The organism is Flavilitoribacter nigricans DSM 23189 = NBRC 102662 (genome assembly GCF_002646595.1).
GTDB lineage: Bacteria > Bacteroidota > Bacteroidia > Chitinophagales > Saprospiraceae > Flavilitoribacter > Flavilitoribacter nigricans.
On sequence record NZ_PDUD01000002.1, the window covers coordinates 68,712 to 85,110 of the forward strand.

Here is a 16,399-nt window from a genome sequence, read left to right on the forward strand (position 1 = left end):
ACCCACTCACCTAGCAAGCAGTCACACAGACAAATAGTTGACTTTGTCAACCATTTCAATTATTTTGCACCATGGATCAATCCCAAATCAACGAGATCAGGGTTTTCAATCGTTTCTACACCAAATTTATCGGATTGCTGGACAAGCACGTGCTCAACAGTGCCTACTCCCTGCCGGAAGCCCGAATACTGTTCGAGTTGTACCGGGAGCCGGGGCTGACCGCTTCCGACCTCATCCGGTTACTGGATGTAGACAAGGGTTATCTGAGTCGTATGCTGAAGCGATTTGAAAAAGGAGCGATGCTCCGCAAGCAGGTTTCTGCTCAGGATCGGCGGGTGGTGCACCTCAGTTTGTCCGAATCGGGAAAAGCGGAATACGAACGATTGGACCGGGCTTCTTCGGAGCACATCCGGAAGATCTTCCGGCATTACTCCATGGCGGAGATCCGGGCGCTGATCAACCACATGCAGGGGATCCAAAATTTGATCAACAAAAGCAGCTAGCTATGGCGAATTCGACGATTTCCGCTGCTGACATCCGGATCAGGACCGAGATCAAACCGGGTGATATCGGCTTTGTCATTTACCGGCACGGCGTGTTGTACGCCGAGGAGTACAACTACGGCTTTCCTTTTGAACTCTACGTCGCCAAAACGGTGCACGAGTTCTATCAGCACTACGATCCGGCGCGCGACCGCACCTGGGTCTGCGAGCACGAAGACCGGATCATCGGGTTTCTGGTACTGCAGCACCGGGAAAACAACACGGCGCAGTTGCGTTATTTCTATCTGGAAAAAGCCTACCGCGGTATCGGGCTCGGCAAAAAACTGATGGATCTGTATATGGCGTTCTACCGGCAGTGCGGCTACGACTCCACCTATCTGTGGACGGCCCACGAACACCGCGAGGCGGCCGCCCTCTACCTCAGATATGGCTTTTCGCTGACGGAAGAAGCAGAGTCGACGACCTTCGGTCGGAAGGTCATCGAACGGAAATACGAATTGCAGTAAGCGGAAATGATTATTTGCCCTTTCCTCCCCTACTGATCATTTGATCGACCCCGGAGGTAAATTCTTCTAAGGTAGCCGTATAGCCCGTTTTACCGAGGGCTTCGATAACGAACCCGCCTTTGCTTTCGTCTTTATCTAGGTTAAACACCCAAACGGTGGGATATCCCCGGACCTGAAAGGCACGCTGCAGGGACTGGTTCTGTTGCCGGATCTCATCCGGGATCTGCTTTCTTCTGGGGAAATCCAGTTCCAGCAATACCACATTATCTTCCGCCCAAGATTTGAAATCCGGCTTGTTGAAGACAGCAGCACTTAATCTTTTGCACCAGCCGCACCAGTCGCTACCGGTAAAGTTAGCCAGGATGGGTTTGCCCGTCTTTTTGGACAGGGCATAAGCATCGTCGATATTGACCAGCCAGCCTTCGTGGGTGGCTTTGTATTCTTTCTGGGCGGAGAGGCCGACCGATGATAGCAGTAAAAATGCCAAAAATAGGATGCTGTTTTTCATGAGTATAGTTTCGAATTGATAAATTTAATGGAGTTCAGATCCAGCTCTTGAAAACTGTATTAAGGTCAACGTTTATTAGGGAGGCGTTATTGGATGCCCGGAAAATAGGTTTACGGCTGTCCGCTCCGGGACCTTTGACCGGGTAAAAATACGATCTTATATTTAAAGAAAACGATATCGGAATGTTAGAGGCATGTTAAGGGTGCGGAAAAACACCGCATCCTGGTCCAAAAAGCAATACACCGCTTTTCCGATCAGGAAAAACGATGCATCGCCGTGGAGAAAACGTATGATTAGTGTGGATAGGTCGGTAACCGACAAGCCCGCAGGCTTCAGTCCTCCGTACCGTTAAAATTGATAATACATTTTGGCAATAAACTGACGTCCGATCTTGGGCGCCCCGTAGAAGGCCCGGTATTCTTCCTGCAACAGATTGGTGATGGTACCGTTGATACTCAAGTTGTTATCAAAGGTGTAGCCCAGGCCCAGATCCGTAACTAAGAACGCATCGACCGGCCCGGTCCAGGGCACTCCGTTGACGCTGTTCCAGGCATTCTGATAGCGCAGCATGGCGAAACCGTTCAGGCCGTATTCCGGATACAATTCCACTCCGAACTTCACCTTGGTATCGGGTACGTTCAACGAAAAGTCCGTCGTGGGACTGCCGTCACCACCGCCGACCGGTACGTCCTCGAAATAGGACTGACTCAGCCACGACAGGTTCCCGTAGACGGAGAAGTCGCCGGTAAAGTAGTACTTCAGCGCTACATCCAGACCAAAATAACTGATCTCCCGGATGTTGTAATAAGCCAGATCGACCGTCGGCAATGGAGAATTGGTGGGTGTCTGATCCGCGCGGATCAGCCCCAGTACGTTGGGCTGCCCCGTGTCGGAATTAAAAGCAATTGCCTGGGCCACGTTGCCGTAAATACCGGCCACGGCTTCCGGACTGAGATTATATTGCGCCAGTACTTCCGGATCGAGATTACTCATCACTACGCCGGAAAGATCGTTGGCAAGAGTAGGTTGAACCACCAGCGGACTGGCCTGAAAAGGTGCGGAAACTACGTTTTTTCGATTATTAAAATAAAAATCGATCCCAACGCCGAGTTTATCCTCGAACAATCCTTTGTAACCGATTTCGTACATATTGGAGCTGGATAACTTCAGCCGTTCGCGGGTCAGCGGTTCCTGGGTCAGCACTCCCGGAGAGAAGCCGTCCATCTGTTCGCCCACGGATGCCAGGTACTGGATCAGGTCATCCGGCAAAGCGCCCAACTGGGCCAATTGTGCGGTTACCAGGTTGTAGACCGGTTGTAACTCGGTACCAATGCCGCGGTTCTGTCCCACTCCGGGAATAAAACTGGTGGTACTCGGCTGGTCGAAAGTCACTTCGTCCGCCCCGCCCAGCAGGTGCAGGAGGAAGGCTCCACGGTTCGCCAGCGGCAGATCCGCAAAGAGGTTCAGCGCCGTCGGGGTACCGATCGCCCGGTTGAAGGTCAGACGCATGGTGTGTTTGGGGGAGATCTTGTAGACCAGTCCCAATCGCGGGGAGAAGGAAGTTTCCTTCAGGGCTACAAAACGGTCGACCCGCGCGGCCCCTACCAGGTCCATGACCTTATTCAGCTTTACTTCCGCCTGCCCGTAGACGCCGGCAATAGTGTAATCATCCTGATCTTCCCAGCGGCCGTGGATGGTGCCTTCGGAATCAAAGGTATTCAGCCGGTAATCCGATCCGACGATCAGATTGTACTTTTCGTCTTCCAGCGTGAAATTGTACTGCACCTGCCCTTCCACCTGGTGGGATTTCGTGATGGTGGTCAAACCGGTAGGATACAGGAAAGCCGTTCCGTCCCCGCCGGCCTGGTAGGACCAGAAAGCCTGCGCAAACAACCCGCCGGACTGGATCCGGAACTGACCGAACGGACGGGGGATACGCAGATAGCCTTCTCCCTGCGCCGTCCGGAACAGCGATTTGCCGATCGACCAGCCGCCCACCGCGGTGATGGTCGTTTCCTTATTAGGCCGGAAAGCCAGCGTACCCGTAAATCCGGCGGATTCTACATTGTAATCCGGGATCACATCCGTGATCACTTCACCGGTCAGGCTACTGACCACCCGGGGCTGAAAGCTGGCCAGGTGGGCCGCCTCCACGGCATCCGTCGAGTCGATCTCCCAGTCGCGGGATTTGCGATAATAAGTCGTCAGTTTATAGCCAAATTTTTCATTGGCCGACATGCCCGCATGGCGGAGCGACGCCTGTAGTGTATTGCGGGTACCCGCACCGATACTGACGGAGGTACCCTGCTGATCAAAAGGACTCTTGGAAATAAAGTGGATGATGCCGGCCTCTACGCCCGGACCGTACAGTGCTGAGCCCGGCCCTTTGACGATCTCGATCTTTTCCAGGTCGATAGGATCCACGGGGATCTGACCGTAGGAGATCGTACCCAGTCCCGGCAGGATCAGGTTCCGGTAATCGGCCATTACAAAGGTCTCCGTCTGGAAAGCGGCCGAACGGCCCCGCAGGGTGATGTGCCCGTTATTGACACCGGTCTGGGAAATATCCAGTCCCACTTTATTGCGCAGGGAAAGGAAGGGATTGACCACCGCGTCGGCTTTGAGTTCATCGAATTCAATAACATCCATAGCGGAAGGCGCCTCCTGGGCTTTCTCCCGTTTCCGGGAAGCAGAGACTACGACTTCCTGCCCCACCAGCGCGCCCGGTACCATGGATACCAGGAGGTTGTCGGTGGCTTCGGTGATCATGATCTCCTTCAACTCGTATCCCATGTAGGTCACTGCGATCTTGGTCGGCAGCTTTTCCTGGATATTGAGTACAAAAGAGCCATCTTTTTCCGACTGGGTACCAGACTCGGTACCCGTTATTTCAATACTGGCCCCCACTATGGGAATGTTATTGATATTATCCATCACCATACCGCGGATCAGTGTTTGTGCCCGACCAGTAGAGAGACAGCATAAAAAGAGGACAATAAGGGACAAAAGTTTCGTTAAAAGAACTGGTGTAATTCTATTTTTCATAGTAAGGTGTATTCGCTCGCCCAAAGGGGGGAATAATTAGCAAATTTGTTTTTTAGGGTGTTAGCTGGGGGGCCGGATCCGGGATCCACTAACGGACCACTCTAATAATTTACCTGATCAGAGATCATATCTTTTAGTTCGTTGAAAAACTGGATCAATTCTACATTGGAAAAATGCACTTTGGAGTTGTAGATGTAGCTGTTGTTGTAGGGATCGGTGATCCGCAGCTGGCTTTCATCCACGTATTTCTCGAAAGACAGGTTGATGAATTCGTACCAGGGAAAGAAGCGGTAACTGTCGTAAGCGTTGTAGGACGCTTTTTTACCTTTGGTGCTTACCTTGGTCTTGTCCATATCTTCCGTTTTCAGGTTCAGGCCCACGCCCTTCTTTGTCAGCAGGAGATTACCCAGGAAAGAAAGTGGCTCGTCGTTGTAATCCGTGATGTTGTATTTGGTGATCAGGCCCCGTACGTGCTTCAGTCTTTCGTAATTGCCGGTACCGGTATCCGTGCAGTCTTTCAGGCACACGAAGGCATCTTCTTCGCCCTGACTGAAATAGCGGTCGTTATACTTCTTGCACAGATCGGGGATCTTTTGCTCCACATCGGTCAGATCCAGCAGGCCTCCCTTCAGGACGATGTGTTTGACATCACATTTCTCTACATCCACAATAATGCGGTTCTGCTCGGAAGAGAGTACGGCGCAGTTGTCCGTGCTGACGTAGAATACATCCAGTCCGCGGAACAGAAATACCTGCCGGGCGTCATTGACGCTTTTGGAAAAATTGCGCAATTCGAGAATGAAGCTGTTCGGCTCGTTGTAGTCGGCCAGGGTCAGCTTGGGCATGAACAGATTGATCTTCGGACTGGGGTTGATCATCTGGTTCATCGCTTCCGCCGTGGATCCTTCCCGTTTGTACTGGTAGTATTCCGTCAGATCAATGATCACGGGCGTATTCCCGGAATTCATGGTTACGCGGACGAGATCATTGCCGATCTGGTCGAGATACTGGGACGGGGTCATTTCCAGTAGGTTGCCGCCGAGGTTGTTCGCGGTTTTGGAAGTAATACGGACGCCACTGTCTTCCCAGGAAAAAACCAGTGGCAGGGCTTCAAAATTTGCGTTCGCCATTCTGCTTTGCCCGATCACATCCGTTCCGAAAGTAATTACTGCTACTAATACCAAAACAAGTTTCGTCTTAATACTTAACATCGTTATTTGATTGTGTAATTAATGATAAAAGAATCCCATGACCTGCCGGACGGCAGGAATCCAAATGGTAATTCAACCTTTTTTTTGGGTTCGGTGAATACAGTGTTAGGACCACCGGTCGCACAAACGTCCGGGATCTCAACAAGATCTTTTTTGGATGAGTAAAGAGAGAAGGTGCAAACGCAGGAGCGATCACTGTGAAGCTTTAACAGAAGAGGTATACTCGACGCAAAGTGGTTTAGGATCTTCCAAAACCGTTTCGGTCAATGTATACTGCACTCATATCGGTTTGGAGTTCCCAAATCAATGTTATGTGAGTATAGTTTTCCCTTCTGATGATGTCTTCCATAGTATCATCAGTCCAAACGATGCCAAAACGTGCCGGACCCGAACATTAATTGACTTACCGGTCAATGATCAGGACTAGCCAGTCTGATTGTTGGATTGTAAAAATAATGGTTTGATTACGCTGTAGTGTTGAAGCTATTTGACGATGTCAGTTAGGTTTCATTATCGTCTAAGGAAGTTCATAGTAGTGTATGGCGAAAAAAACTTATACAGTTTTGAGAAGTATTACGCTGCCCGGCGGGGAAGGTTTCGTATTTATGATTTTATTTTTTAAAGTTTAACACCCGGTGGCGCTCTTCTCGGAAAATAATGGGCCGGATTATGCTGAAAAAATGAAATTATTCCCTTATTTAGACGTGAATTAGTATGAATTAAACACTTAACAACATGCACCTGGTACAAATCAAACACCCATCCCACGGGCGTAAGGTAGCCCTTGTGGATGGCGATGAATTGATCGTTCTTCACTACTTTCAATCGGTGTTTGGTATGGCCAATCGTGCAATCAGCGGGCAAACCACCCTGGAAGCCCTGGCCACCAAATACCGCGGTGAGAACAAGCTGGATTACGATCCCATCTACCGGGGCGAAAGCGACTGGAAACTACTGCCGCCGCTCGACCATCCCACCGATCCGATGCACTGCCTGATTTCCGGTACCGGACTGACCCACAAAGCCAGCGCCGAGAACCGCGAACGCATGCACCAGGCCGTCGCTCAGGGTAATCTGACCGACAGCATGAAAATGTACCAGTGGGGTGAAGCCGGCGGCAAACCTCCCGCCGGTGAGATCGGGGTACAGCCGGAATGGTTCTACAAGGGCAACGGCAGCGGACTGCGCGCACACGGCGAACCACTCGACCTGCCCGCTTACGCCAATGACGGCGGAGAGGAACCGGAGATCGCCGGCCTGTACATCATCAGCGATGCGGGAACCGTATACCGGATCGGTTTCACTACCGGCAACGAGTATTCGGATCACCTCATGGAGCGCAAGAACTATCTCTACCTGGCCCCGTCGAAACTGCGGACCTGTTCCATTGGTCCCGAACTGGTCGTGACCTCAGATTTTTCCGATCTCAGCGGTCGCGTGGCTGTTTACCGCGCCGATTCCGAGATCTGGTCCACGGACATCAAATCCGGCGAGGCCCACATGGCCCACAGCCTGGCCAATCTGGAATACCACCACTTCAAATACCCCAACCACCGCGTACCCGGACAGGTACACATTCACTATTTCGGTACCGGCGCCTTCAGCTTCGGCAGCGGCCTGGTACTGACGGACGGCGATGTGATGGAAGTAAGCTGGAAAGGCATGGGACGCCCCCTGCTCAATCCGCTGCTGGCCGCCGAGAAGCCGGAAAAAATGATCGATATCCAAAATTTATGATGAGCAGTTACCTCCAAAATCTCCGCACGCTTATCGGTACCCGCAAGGTCATCCACCCCGGGGCCCGCATCATCATGGAAAACGATGAAGGCGATATCCTCATGATTCGCCGGACGGATAACGGAGCCTGGGGTCTGCCCGCCGGTAGCCTCGAAGAGAACGAAGATATTGAGGGCTGTATTCGCCGGGAAGTACGCGAGGAGACCGGTCTGGAACTGCTGCATCTGGAAGTGATTGGGATCAGCAGTCGCCCCGAGCGGGAAAGCGTCCGCTACCCCAATGGCGATCAGGTCCAGTATTTCACGGTGGAATTTTACTCCAACAGCTGGGAAGGTAAGTTCTACAGCGACAGCGACGAGGTGAGCGATATCCGCTTTTTTCCCGTCGACGATATGGACCGCCTCCCTCCCCAGGAATGGGCTACTTTCGAAAGTCTGATCTACTACCGGGCAACGGGCCGCATCCGGCTGCGTTAATTCCGGTCCCCTCCCCTATCTTTGGCCCTCCGGCCTTTTCATTTGAGCACTATTTTTACTATACTTGGCGCGAATTGATTTGGTCAGCATAGACTGCCCCTTCCTCCCTAACCAAAACGTGGCTGATGATCAACCGACAATTTTTCCCCGTAAAATTCCCCCAGGGCAGTTACAGCGAGCTCGATGCGGTCCATATTCTCCATACGCTGAAGAGTGTGGAAGAACGGCTCAACCTGCACTTTCCGGGTTCCGGTCTGGGTAAAGTGGCGGCTGAATTGCAGGAAGTCGGGCACTCCATCGTCCAGCTGGCCGACAAATTGCGGCGCCCCATCTGGGCCCTGCGGGTACTGACGCTCATCGGCATTACCGGCCTCATTGCGGTGACGGTCTGGGTCTTTTACATGGCCCTCACCATTTCGCCCACAGGTCAGGACGGCCTCATGGAAACCCTGCAGGCAATCGAAAGCGTTACCAATGAACTGATCTTTCTTACGGTCGGGATCATCTTTTTCGCCACCCTGGAAAACCGGCTCAAACGGCGGGCCGCGATCGATTCCCTGCACCGGCTGCGCAGTTTTGCCCACGTCATCGACATGCACCAGCTTACCAAAGACCCAAACAACGTACTGCAGCTGGAGGCCAACAGCGATCCGCGCTTCAAAACGCCGGAAGACCTCATCCGCTATCTCGACCAATGCACCGATCTGCTGGCCATCAACTCCAAGCTGGCGGCCCTGCACGTGCAGAACTTTCAGAACAATGAGGTACTGAATAACGTCAGTGAGGTGGAAATGCTTTCGCACGAGCTTTCGCGGAAGATCTGGCAGAAGATCATGATCCTGGACGTCATGCTTAAGGATCAGCCGCAGAAACCCGCCGCCAATGAGGAAGAGGCGTAAGCCATTTTCTGCCGGCCCGCTTTCATCCAATTACAGTATTTCCCCGAACCCAACCGGCCAAAAACCGTATACCCTCTTACTGATCATAAGCGACCTGTATGAAATACCTGTTACCACTGTTGTGTCTACTGCTCAACCTGCCCCTCTTCGCCCAGTCTATCGACCACTGGGAAACCATCGTGTACGAAACGGATACCTGGAAATACACTACCGCCAATTCCGCTCCGGGTAGCGACTGGAATCTGCCGGATTTTGACGACAGCCAGTGGCCCAGCGGTCCGGGAGGATTTGGTTACGGTGACAATGACGATAATACGGTTATCATGATCACGCCGGCCGTTTTTCTGCGGACGACCTTTTCAATCGTAGAGCTATCCAAGATCGAGCAGCTCCTGCTCGGTATGGATTACGATGACGGTTTCGTCGCCTACATCAACGGCCGGGAAGTGGCCCGCGCTAATATCACCGGTTCGCCGCCGGCTTATAATCAATATACCCCGACCGACCGGGAGGCGACGATGTACCGCACCGGCCGCCCCACCGATTTTGTGCTATCAATGGATACGTTAGGTCCGTACTTAAACGAAGGAGCGAATCTACTGGCCATCGAAGTGCACAATGTCTCCTCCGGTTCGAGTGATCTGACGGCCCGCGCCTTTTTATCGGCCGGGATCACGGACGGCAGTTTTACCTACCGGGAAACGCCGGACTGGTTTGTACCCCCGCTGTCTTTCGAGTCGTCCAATCTGCCCATCGTACTGATCGACACCGAAAACGGCGCGGACATTGTAGACGAGCCCAAGGTATCCGCCCGCATGCGCATCATGGACAATGGCACTTTCAACCGGAAAAGTGATACCCCGCAGATCTACGACGGCCCTATCGGGATCGAGATCAGGGGACGCTTCTCCCAGACCTTCCCGCAAAAATCTTACGGACTGGAAACCCGCGACGCTCAGGGCGATAACAATAACGTGCCGCTCTGGGACATGCCGGAGGAGAACGACTGGATCCTGCTGACCAATTATAACGACAAGGCCTTTTCCCGAAATGCGCTGGCCTTCCATATCTTCCAGCAGATGGGCCACTACGCACCGCGCTTCAAACACTGCGAGGTCTTTATCAACGATCAGTACCGGGGCGTCTACCTGTTCACCGAGAAGTTGAAAAGGGACAAAAACCGCATACCGGTAGCCAAACTGGATGCAGATGACATCAGTGGCGATAAATTGACGGGTGGCTACATTTTCAAAATTGATTACTACAATGCAGAAGACAGCTGGCAGGGCAATTACCACCCGGTAGACAATCCCTGGGCCGACGTACACTTCGTCTACCACGACCCCAAACCGGAAGAACTACAACCGGAGCAAAAGCAATACATCCAGAGTTACATCAACACCTTTGAGTCTGTGCTGTACGGCGATGATTTTGCCGATCCGACCACGGGCTACGCCAACTATCTGGACGTGGGGTCCTTCATCGACTACTTTATCGTCAGCGAGATCTCCCGCAATGTGGATGCCTATAAAAAGAGCCGCTTTTTCTTCAAGCACCGCAACCGCGACGGCGGTCTGATCCATTCGGGCCCGGTTTGGGATTTCGACTGGTCCTTCAAAAACCTGGCCGATTGCAGCATCTTCCGCGCTACCGACGGTTCGGGCTGGGCCTATCAGGTCAATGGTGCGTGTAGTGTAAGCCCGAGTCCGGCCGGCTGGATGGTGCGCCTAATGCAGGATGAGCGTTTTCAGGAACAACTGGGCAATCGCTACCGCCAACTGCGCGAAAGCTACCTGAGCGATGCCTACCTCCACCACTTTATCGATTCCATTGCCCTCCTGGTGGATACCGCGCAACAACGGCACTACTACACTTATCCCACCCTCGGAAAAAATACCGGCGCTCCCGAAGTGGACGCCATTCCCAACACCTTCCCCGGGGAAGTAACTAAACTGAAAGACTGGCTCAACCTGCGCCTCGCCTGGCTGGACGCCAATATGCCGGACATCACCACGACCGACGTATCTACGCCGTCGACAACCGCGCAGGTCCGCATTTTCCCCAACCCCACGCGGGATCTGCTCTACGTAGAATCGGGCCGGATCATCCAAAGGATCGAACTATACAGCCCCTCCGGGGAAAAAATTCGGGACCTACCCGTAAGTGCATACGAAAAGACCGTGCCCCTGCAAACGCTTCCGGCCGGGATGTACGTCATCAAAGTCTATTTGCAGGAGGGGAACTGGCAGGGGAGGTTTTTGGTTAGTCGCTAGGAAGTGTGACGACGGGTACTATACTACTGGACAAAAGATAAATCACCGCCAAGACGCCAAGACGCGAAGGTTTGAGTTTATTTGTAGTGAAGTAAAAAGGTCCGGTAGTAATAGGGGTAACGCCTAGGGTACGTTATTGGCCTGTTTTTCAGCCCCATGCACCAAAAGTTTGGCAAGTCTATAGTGGAAGCAATGTATAGCGTTTTCATCCAACCACTACCCCCGCAAAAAAGGATGTTTTACTTATCGCCAAAAACTTGCTTAGACGAAAAACAAGCCTTATATTTGCGCTCCAAGTTTTGAAAATTTACGCTACACCTGCACCGCAGGTACTCTTACCAGCCCCCAAAGTTTGGTAATCGATCGTAAATTTTCAGTATTCGGGATGTAGCTCAGCCCGGTTAGAGTGCACGTCTGGGGGGCGTGAGGCCGGAGGTTCGAATCCTCTCATCCCGACCAAAGCTAGCAAAAGGTCGTTCCACACAGTGGGACGGCCTTTTGACGTTTCGGGAACGAGCCGAGCTCGCTCGGGTGAGTGAGAGAAACGTCAAAAGGCTAGCCCGACAGGGCGTGATCTTTTGCGGGTTTGAGGCCTCCCCGCTCCTGAGGAGGGGCGAAGCAAATCCTCTCATTCCTACTAAAGCTAGTAAATGTCTTCCTGACGATAATGTCAGGATGGCCTTCTGTCGTTTCTGCAATGAGCCGAGCTTGGATGGGGAATGGCGAAAGGTAAGTCTGCAAGGTGAGTCATCCTGAAATGTTTATTATTTCCTAAAAAAGTGATATTTAATTCAAAATTTCTTCAAAATTTTGGATCTCACAGATTGCATCTATAGCTTGATCCATAGCACCTAATTTTGAACTGACAATTATTTCATTAATACCATTATTCGAGCTGATTGAATATTCAGAATAAAGACATATCGGTATTCTTGGGTTATCTTTAAATCTTTTGTCTGCCCCCCCTCCTTTATTCACATACTTAAATGTATAGTCTACTATCTTTGCATCGCTTACAACCCTTTCACTTTCGATAAACCGAGTTGATTTAGATTCAACAAACAAATTCTTGTACATTACTCCTGCGAATTCTTTACCTCTTTTCAAAATCAATCTTTCTGGAAAAAAGAACATTTCGGTATTTCCTACCCTTATTGTTGGGATCGATACATTACATTTAAAAAATGGTGCAGGTTTCCCATTTATTGATTTACTCGAAATTTTATGCCTAGTGACAAGGGTGTGAGCACCAGCATTATACTTTTGATTGCGAGTCTTAGATGTATGAGTATAATACCAAATTGAGTAACTCCTAAAAAGCGCGTTAAATCCCTCTATAAGGTTATTGTATAAAATTTCGGTATGATCATCAAATGCATAATAAACCTCCACTCTCTTCCTCTTTTTATCCCATAGCGAAAGGAAACAAAAAATTATACAAAACAATGGCGCCATTATAAAGAGTAAATTTTCATTCATTCTGGGTTCTGAGACTATTTCGGTGAATTTCTCTTGGGCTATTGAATCGCGCCTTGTTATTAAAGAATTATGAATGTATGCGGTATCACTATCAAGGCTTCCTCCAGTTATTTTAAACCAATTCGCTTCTTCAGAAAGGTACATAAAACGGTCTTCCTTATATGCTCTACTTATAATCTTACTATTAGTGGTTGCACCGTTTCTAATATTAGCCCTTTCTGCCGTAATATGAGCTGTGGGAATTCTTATGCTTCTAGTTTTTTCTTGCTCTACTTCGATTTTTGAAAATAACAATGCAAAAAAAATCAAAGAGCCGGGAACAACCCCAATCCATTTCAACATAGAAACTTTCTTCCGTTTTCTTTCAATTTCGCTAACTATATCACTTGAATCCACATCGGTTAATCCCTCAAAATTTATTGTTCCGATGAACTTATTATCATAAGTTTGGGAGTAATCTACATGTATGGCGTCTTCTGGCTTTTTCCTTACCTGATTCTTAGAGGAAGAGCTAATCTTCTTTCGGTAATAAATTCCATTTGCTCCTACATTAACAAAAGTTCCTCTTGGGCTAAAATTTATACGAGCTCCCTTAATACCAAAAGAAAAACCTACTCCTGAAGTTGAAACATTGATTTTAAATGGACCTAATTGTTTTGATCTGTAGAATGAAAATCCCATATCACATTATTTTAGAAAGAAAGAAGAATTTCATCTAGATATTTAAATCATAGCAGTAAGCTCAATTTAATGGTTTTGCAAACTAGTGCAGCTGTGCGCCCTACTGATGTCCCTAAAATTTAAGATAAGGAACTAGGTATAAACTATAAGGCTCACTTGGAAACATGTTTTCAATATTCGTTATCACTAATTTTTCAACTGCTCGTTTTTAAAGATTTGCCATAGTGATCTTTTTGTAAAAAAGCTAAAGTTGGACTATAAATTTGAGTAGCATTAAGAACTAATACTTTCGAGCGCCTTAATCTAATTCTTACGTTCCTCATAGCAAATAGTTACCCGCTGGCCGTAGTTTCAAAACTACGGCTTCATATTTTGTTCTCCTCTGTGCTCTTCCTTTTTCAATCAAACATTGAAAAGTAAAGCCAGAAGATCCGGCACAAAATTTAGTCATCAAACCCACATCCCAAAGCTTCAAACCCAATGTAAATATTACCACATCCAAAACCGAAACGCAATTTCCCGGTTGTATTCTCCACAGGCTGATACCTTAATAAGCTGCAGTAGAGTGAATATCTGCATAATCTATCTACAGCAATTAAGTTGGGGGAACCCAACCTTATCCCCAGCCCGAAATAAACCCATGATTCCATCCGAAAAACAAAGTAAAAACTCATGAGCAGACCATTATTAACATTCGGATTAATGATCACCCTCCTGATCATTTTGAGCTCCTGCAAAAAGGAAATCAGCCCACCCGCGCAAACCAATTGGTACGGGTACATTGGAAACTGGGAAAACGTCAACGCCTTTGCCGGTAGCATCGACCGGATCACCATTACCCAAAGAGCAATAGACCAGCTCTCGGTGCAACTTTGGAGCAGTTGTGGTACGGAGGCTTGTGAAACGGGCCTTTTTTCCTACAGCCAATCGGATCTGCGTGAAGCGGTATTGCCCATGAAAGTACTAGTAGATAATCAGGAGTTGTCGGTAGGTTTAAGGGTAAGCGCAAGTGGGAAACTGGAATTAAAAGCGATAGAAGACAAGGCCGGTGCTTTTGAGCCACAGTTTTTTTCCTGGGCGCAAACCGCTTCCTTTTACCAGCAGGTCGGGCCGGCAGATGCGCGCAGTATGCTATTAACTACTAATCGGATCAACGGCAGCCCCCGGGATCCGGACAACCTACTTACTTCCGGATCTATTCTGATCTTTCAAACCAATCAAGGGCGCCTGGGCAAAATTCAGGTCCACGGCAATGATTTTTACCTGAGTCTGAGATGGCAGATCTGGGCGGAGGATGGAACTATCTATCGGTCCTTTGATCGGTTCCCGTTTTATAAGATTGGCTACTATGATCTGGACGAGGGCCAACTAGATGAATCAGCGGATCACCTGTACAGCGACTTTTTCTGGTCGCTTGATAATAATCAATCGATCCGCTGGCTGGAACCCCTGAACGGGGCGGCCTTCGCCGTGTACCATCTGAAATAGATCGGCTAATCATTGATCTTTGGTACTTCCAGAAAATTCCAATTCTCTCAAAACAACCGCAACTGCCGCTCATCGCCCTTCGCCCGCTTCCGGCGCCGCGGCCCCGGATCCGTCATTACCGTCTTCCCGCCGAATAAATGCGATTCCTTCCACTCCCGTTCGATCAGCTGATCAAAGCAATCATTGGGAGTAAACCCCTCTTCCAGTCGCCGGGCCGTATCGTGCAGGCTGCGAATAGCTTTTTGCTTATCGGTATGGCCGATCTTGGCCTTGTCAACGGCGGTGCGCAGGGTGTTTATCGTGCGGTCATACACTTTGGTAGGCACCGGAAACGGCTTACCATCTTTTCCACCGTGGGCAAAAGAATAACGGGCCGGATCGGTAAAACGGGAAGGCGTACCGTAGATCACCTCGCTCACCAATGTAAGCGACTGCAATGTTCGTGGTCCGCAACCCGGTAGCAGCAGTAAAGATTCAAAATCCTGCAGATCCTGCTCGTAGGCCATAGCCAGGATACTCCCCAGGCGTTTCAGATCGATGTCCTCCGCCAGTACATCGTGGCGGCGGGGCATTTGGATCTGGCGGATCTCCTGGATCATTTTCACGGGATGGTGGCCGGCAAGATCCAGAATGCCCTGTCGGGTTTGGCCCGCCTGCTGATCGGTAAGGTTAAGGATCAGCCCCTGATTCATGCCCAGGATATAGGTGTGCGGGTCTTCCAGGAACGAGCTAAAGGCCTTACTGTGCCAATGATAACGACGGGCCAGGCCGGTCGCATCGTTCATGCCCTGTTGGATCACGGTCCATTCGCCTTCGTCCGAAAGCACAAAAGCGTGAAGGTAAATACTGAATCCGTCCTGAATGGCCGTATTGTCCACCTTGGCACTAAGGCGACTGCATAGTACCAGGTGATCACCGTCCAGGCCGGTGCGATCGGCGATCTGTAGTAGTTCACGGGGGGTATTGCGCGAATGCCGGCCCCGGCCGCCGCAGACGTGGAGTCCTAATTCTTTCGAAATGGGGTTGATCGCTCTTTTCAGGGCACCCACTACCGAAGTGGTAATGCCCGATGAATGCCAATCCATACCCAGTACCGCGCCGAAGGACTGGAACCACAGTGGGTCACTCAAGCGCTGCAATAATTCTCCTTTACCGTATTCCAACACAATGGCTTCCACAATGGCGCGGCCCAAGGTGGCCATGCGATTGGCGAGCCACGGGGGTACGCGGCCGTAGTGCAGCGGGAGATCGGCGTGGTGGCGTCCGGGAGCGGGAGCATTCATATTTTTTGTTTTTCAATTACAAATATAAAACAAAAAATAAATTATTATTGAAATTGCATTAGGGCTGTTGCATTAAATTTTTCTTTTTTACGCCCAAAAAAACAAAAATGCCGGCCAAAATTATCCCTCCCACCCTTACGGGCCGGCACCCACGCCCACTATTTTGGCCGCTTCCCAACCCGCCAAACCTGGACATTCTGTTCCAAAGCTGGCAGATTAGGAAATTAGGAGACTCACCCGATCTCCCCATCTCCAAGTCGCCCCATCTTTCACTTTTTGTCCAGCAGTGTGACTCGTTATGTCAGTATAC

12 protein-coding genes and 1 tRNA gene are annotated in these 16,399 nt (G+C 50.1%); 8 read left to right on the plus strand and 5 right to left on the minus strand.

Annotation, left to right across the window (positions count from 1 at the left end; genetic code table 11):
* Positions 1-71: 71 nt before the first annotated feature.
* Both CRP01_RS02100 and CRP01_RS02105 read left to right on the plus strand, forming a co-directional pair.
* Positions 72-503 carry a MarR family winged helix-turn-helix transcriptional regulator gene (locus CRP01_RS02100; RefSeq protein ID WP_099148339.1) on the plus strand — a complete coding sequence of 144 codons (432 nt, stop codon included), beginning with the start codon at positions 72-74 and terminating at the stop codon, positions 501-503.
* Positions 504-505: 2 nt separating this feature from the next.
* Positions 506-1,009: a GNAT family N-acetyltransferase gene (locus CRP01_RS02105; protein ID WP_099148340.1), complete on the plus strand. Its 504-nt coding sequence runs from the start codon at positions 506-508 to the stop codon at positions 1,007-1,009.
* A gap of 10 nt (positions 1,010-1,019) precedes the next feature.
* Here the strand turns inward: CRP01_RS02105 and CRP01_RS02110 are convergent, their stop codons facing one another.
* The 3 genes from CRP01_RS02110 to CRP01_RS02120 all read right to left on the minus strand — a co-directional run bounded on the left by CRP01_RS02110 (position 1,020) and on the right by CRP01_RS02120 (position 5,692).
* The gene (locus CRP01_RS02110; protein ID WP_099148341.1) at positions 1,020-1,517 is read right to left on the minus strand and encodes a thioredoxin family protein; all 498 of its coding nucleotides are present in this window, start codon (positions 1,515-1,517) and stop codon (positions 1,020-1,022) included.
* Positions 1,518-1,865: 348 nt separating this feature from the next.
* On the minus strand, positions 1,866-4,457 hold the full coding sequence (locus CRP01_RS02115; protein ID WP_170110186.1) for a TonB-dependent receptor: 2,592 nt from the start codon (positions 4,455-4,457) through the stop codon (positions 1,866-1,868).
* Positions 4,458-4,663: 206 nt separating this feature from the next.
* Positions 4,664-5,692: a hypothetical protein gene (locus CRP01_RS02120; protein WP_143473233.1), complete on the minus strand. Its 1,029-nt coding sequence runs from the start codon at positions 5,690-5,692 to the stop codon at positions 4,664-4,666.
* An 816-nt stretch (positions 5,693-6,508) separates the two neighbouring features.
* Between CRP01_RS02120 and araD1 the strand changes: the two genes are divergently transcribed.
* The 5 genes from araD1 to CRP01_RS02145 all read left to right on the plus strand — a co-directional run bounded on the left by araD1 (position 6,509) and on the right by CRP01_RS02145 (position 11,617).
* Entirely contained in the window at positions 6,509-7,510 is a 1,002-nt protein-coding gene (gene araD1, locus CRP01_RS02125) for an AraD1 family protein (protein ID WP_099148344.1), read from the plus strand.
* Complete coding sequence (locus CRP01_RS02130; RefSeq protein WP_099148345.1) at positions 7,507-7,986, plus strand: NUDIX domain-containing protein; 480 nt, start codon at positions 7,507-7,509, stop codon at positions 7,984-7,986. Before araD1 ends, CRP01_RS02130 begins: the two co-directional genes overlap by 4 nt.
* Before the next feature lie 125 nt (positions 7,987-8,111).
* The gene (locus CRP01_RS02135) at positions 8,112-8,885 is read left to right on the plus strand and encodes a hypothetical protein (protein ID WP_099148346.1); all 774 of its coding nucleotides are present in this window, start codon (positions 8,112-8,114) and stop codon (positions 8,883-8,885) included.
* A 98-nt stretch (positions 8,886-8,983) separates the two neighbouring features.
* Positions 8,984-11,158 (plus strand): CotH kinase family protein, encoded by a 2,175-nt coding sequence (locus CRP01_RS02140; protein WP_099148347.1) that lies wholly within the window; start codon positions 8,984-8,986, stop codon positions 11,156-11,158.
* A gap of 381 nt (positions 11,159-11,539) precedes the next feature.
* Positions 11,540-11,617: transfer RNA gene (locus CRP01_RS02145), tRNA-Pro, on the plus strand.
* Positions 11,618-11,944: 327 nt separating this feature from the next.
* On the opposite strand, the gene CRP01_RS02150 is transcribed toward CRP01_RS02145, so the two are convergent.
* Positions 11,945-13,318 carry a DUF4236 domain-containing protein gene (locus CRP01_RS02150; RefSeq protein ID WP_099148348.1) on the minus strand — a complete coding sequence of 458 codons (1,374 nt, stop codon included), beginning with the start codon at positions 13,316-13,318 and terminating at the stop codon, positions 11,945-11,947.
* Between the two features lie 672 nt (positions 13,319-13,990).
* On the opposite strand from CRP01_RS02150, the gene CRP01_RS02155 reads away from it, so the two are divergent.
* Positions 13,991-14,806, plus strand: a complete 816-nt coding sequence (locus CRP01_RS02155; protein WP_143473234.1) for a hypothetical protein — start codon at positions 13,991-13,993, stop codon at positions 14,804-14,806.
* A gap of 47 nt (positions 14,807-14,853) precedes the next feature.
* Here the strand turns inward: CRP01_RS02155 and CRP01_RS02160 are convergent, their stop codons facing one another.
* Positions 14,854-16,089 carry a DUF763 domain-containing protein gene (locus CRP01_RS02160; RefSeq protein ID WP_099148350.1) on the minus strand — a complete coding sequence of 412 codons (1,236 nt, stop codon included), beginning with the start codon at positions 16,087-16,089 and terminating at the stop codon, positions 14,854-14,856.
* Positions 16,090-16,399 lie beyond the last annotated feature (310 nt).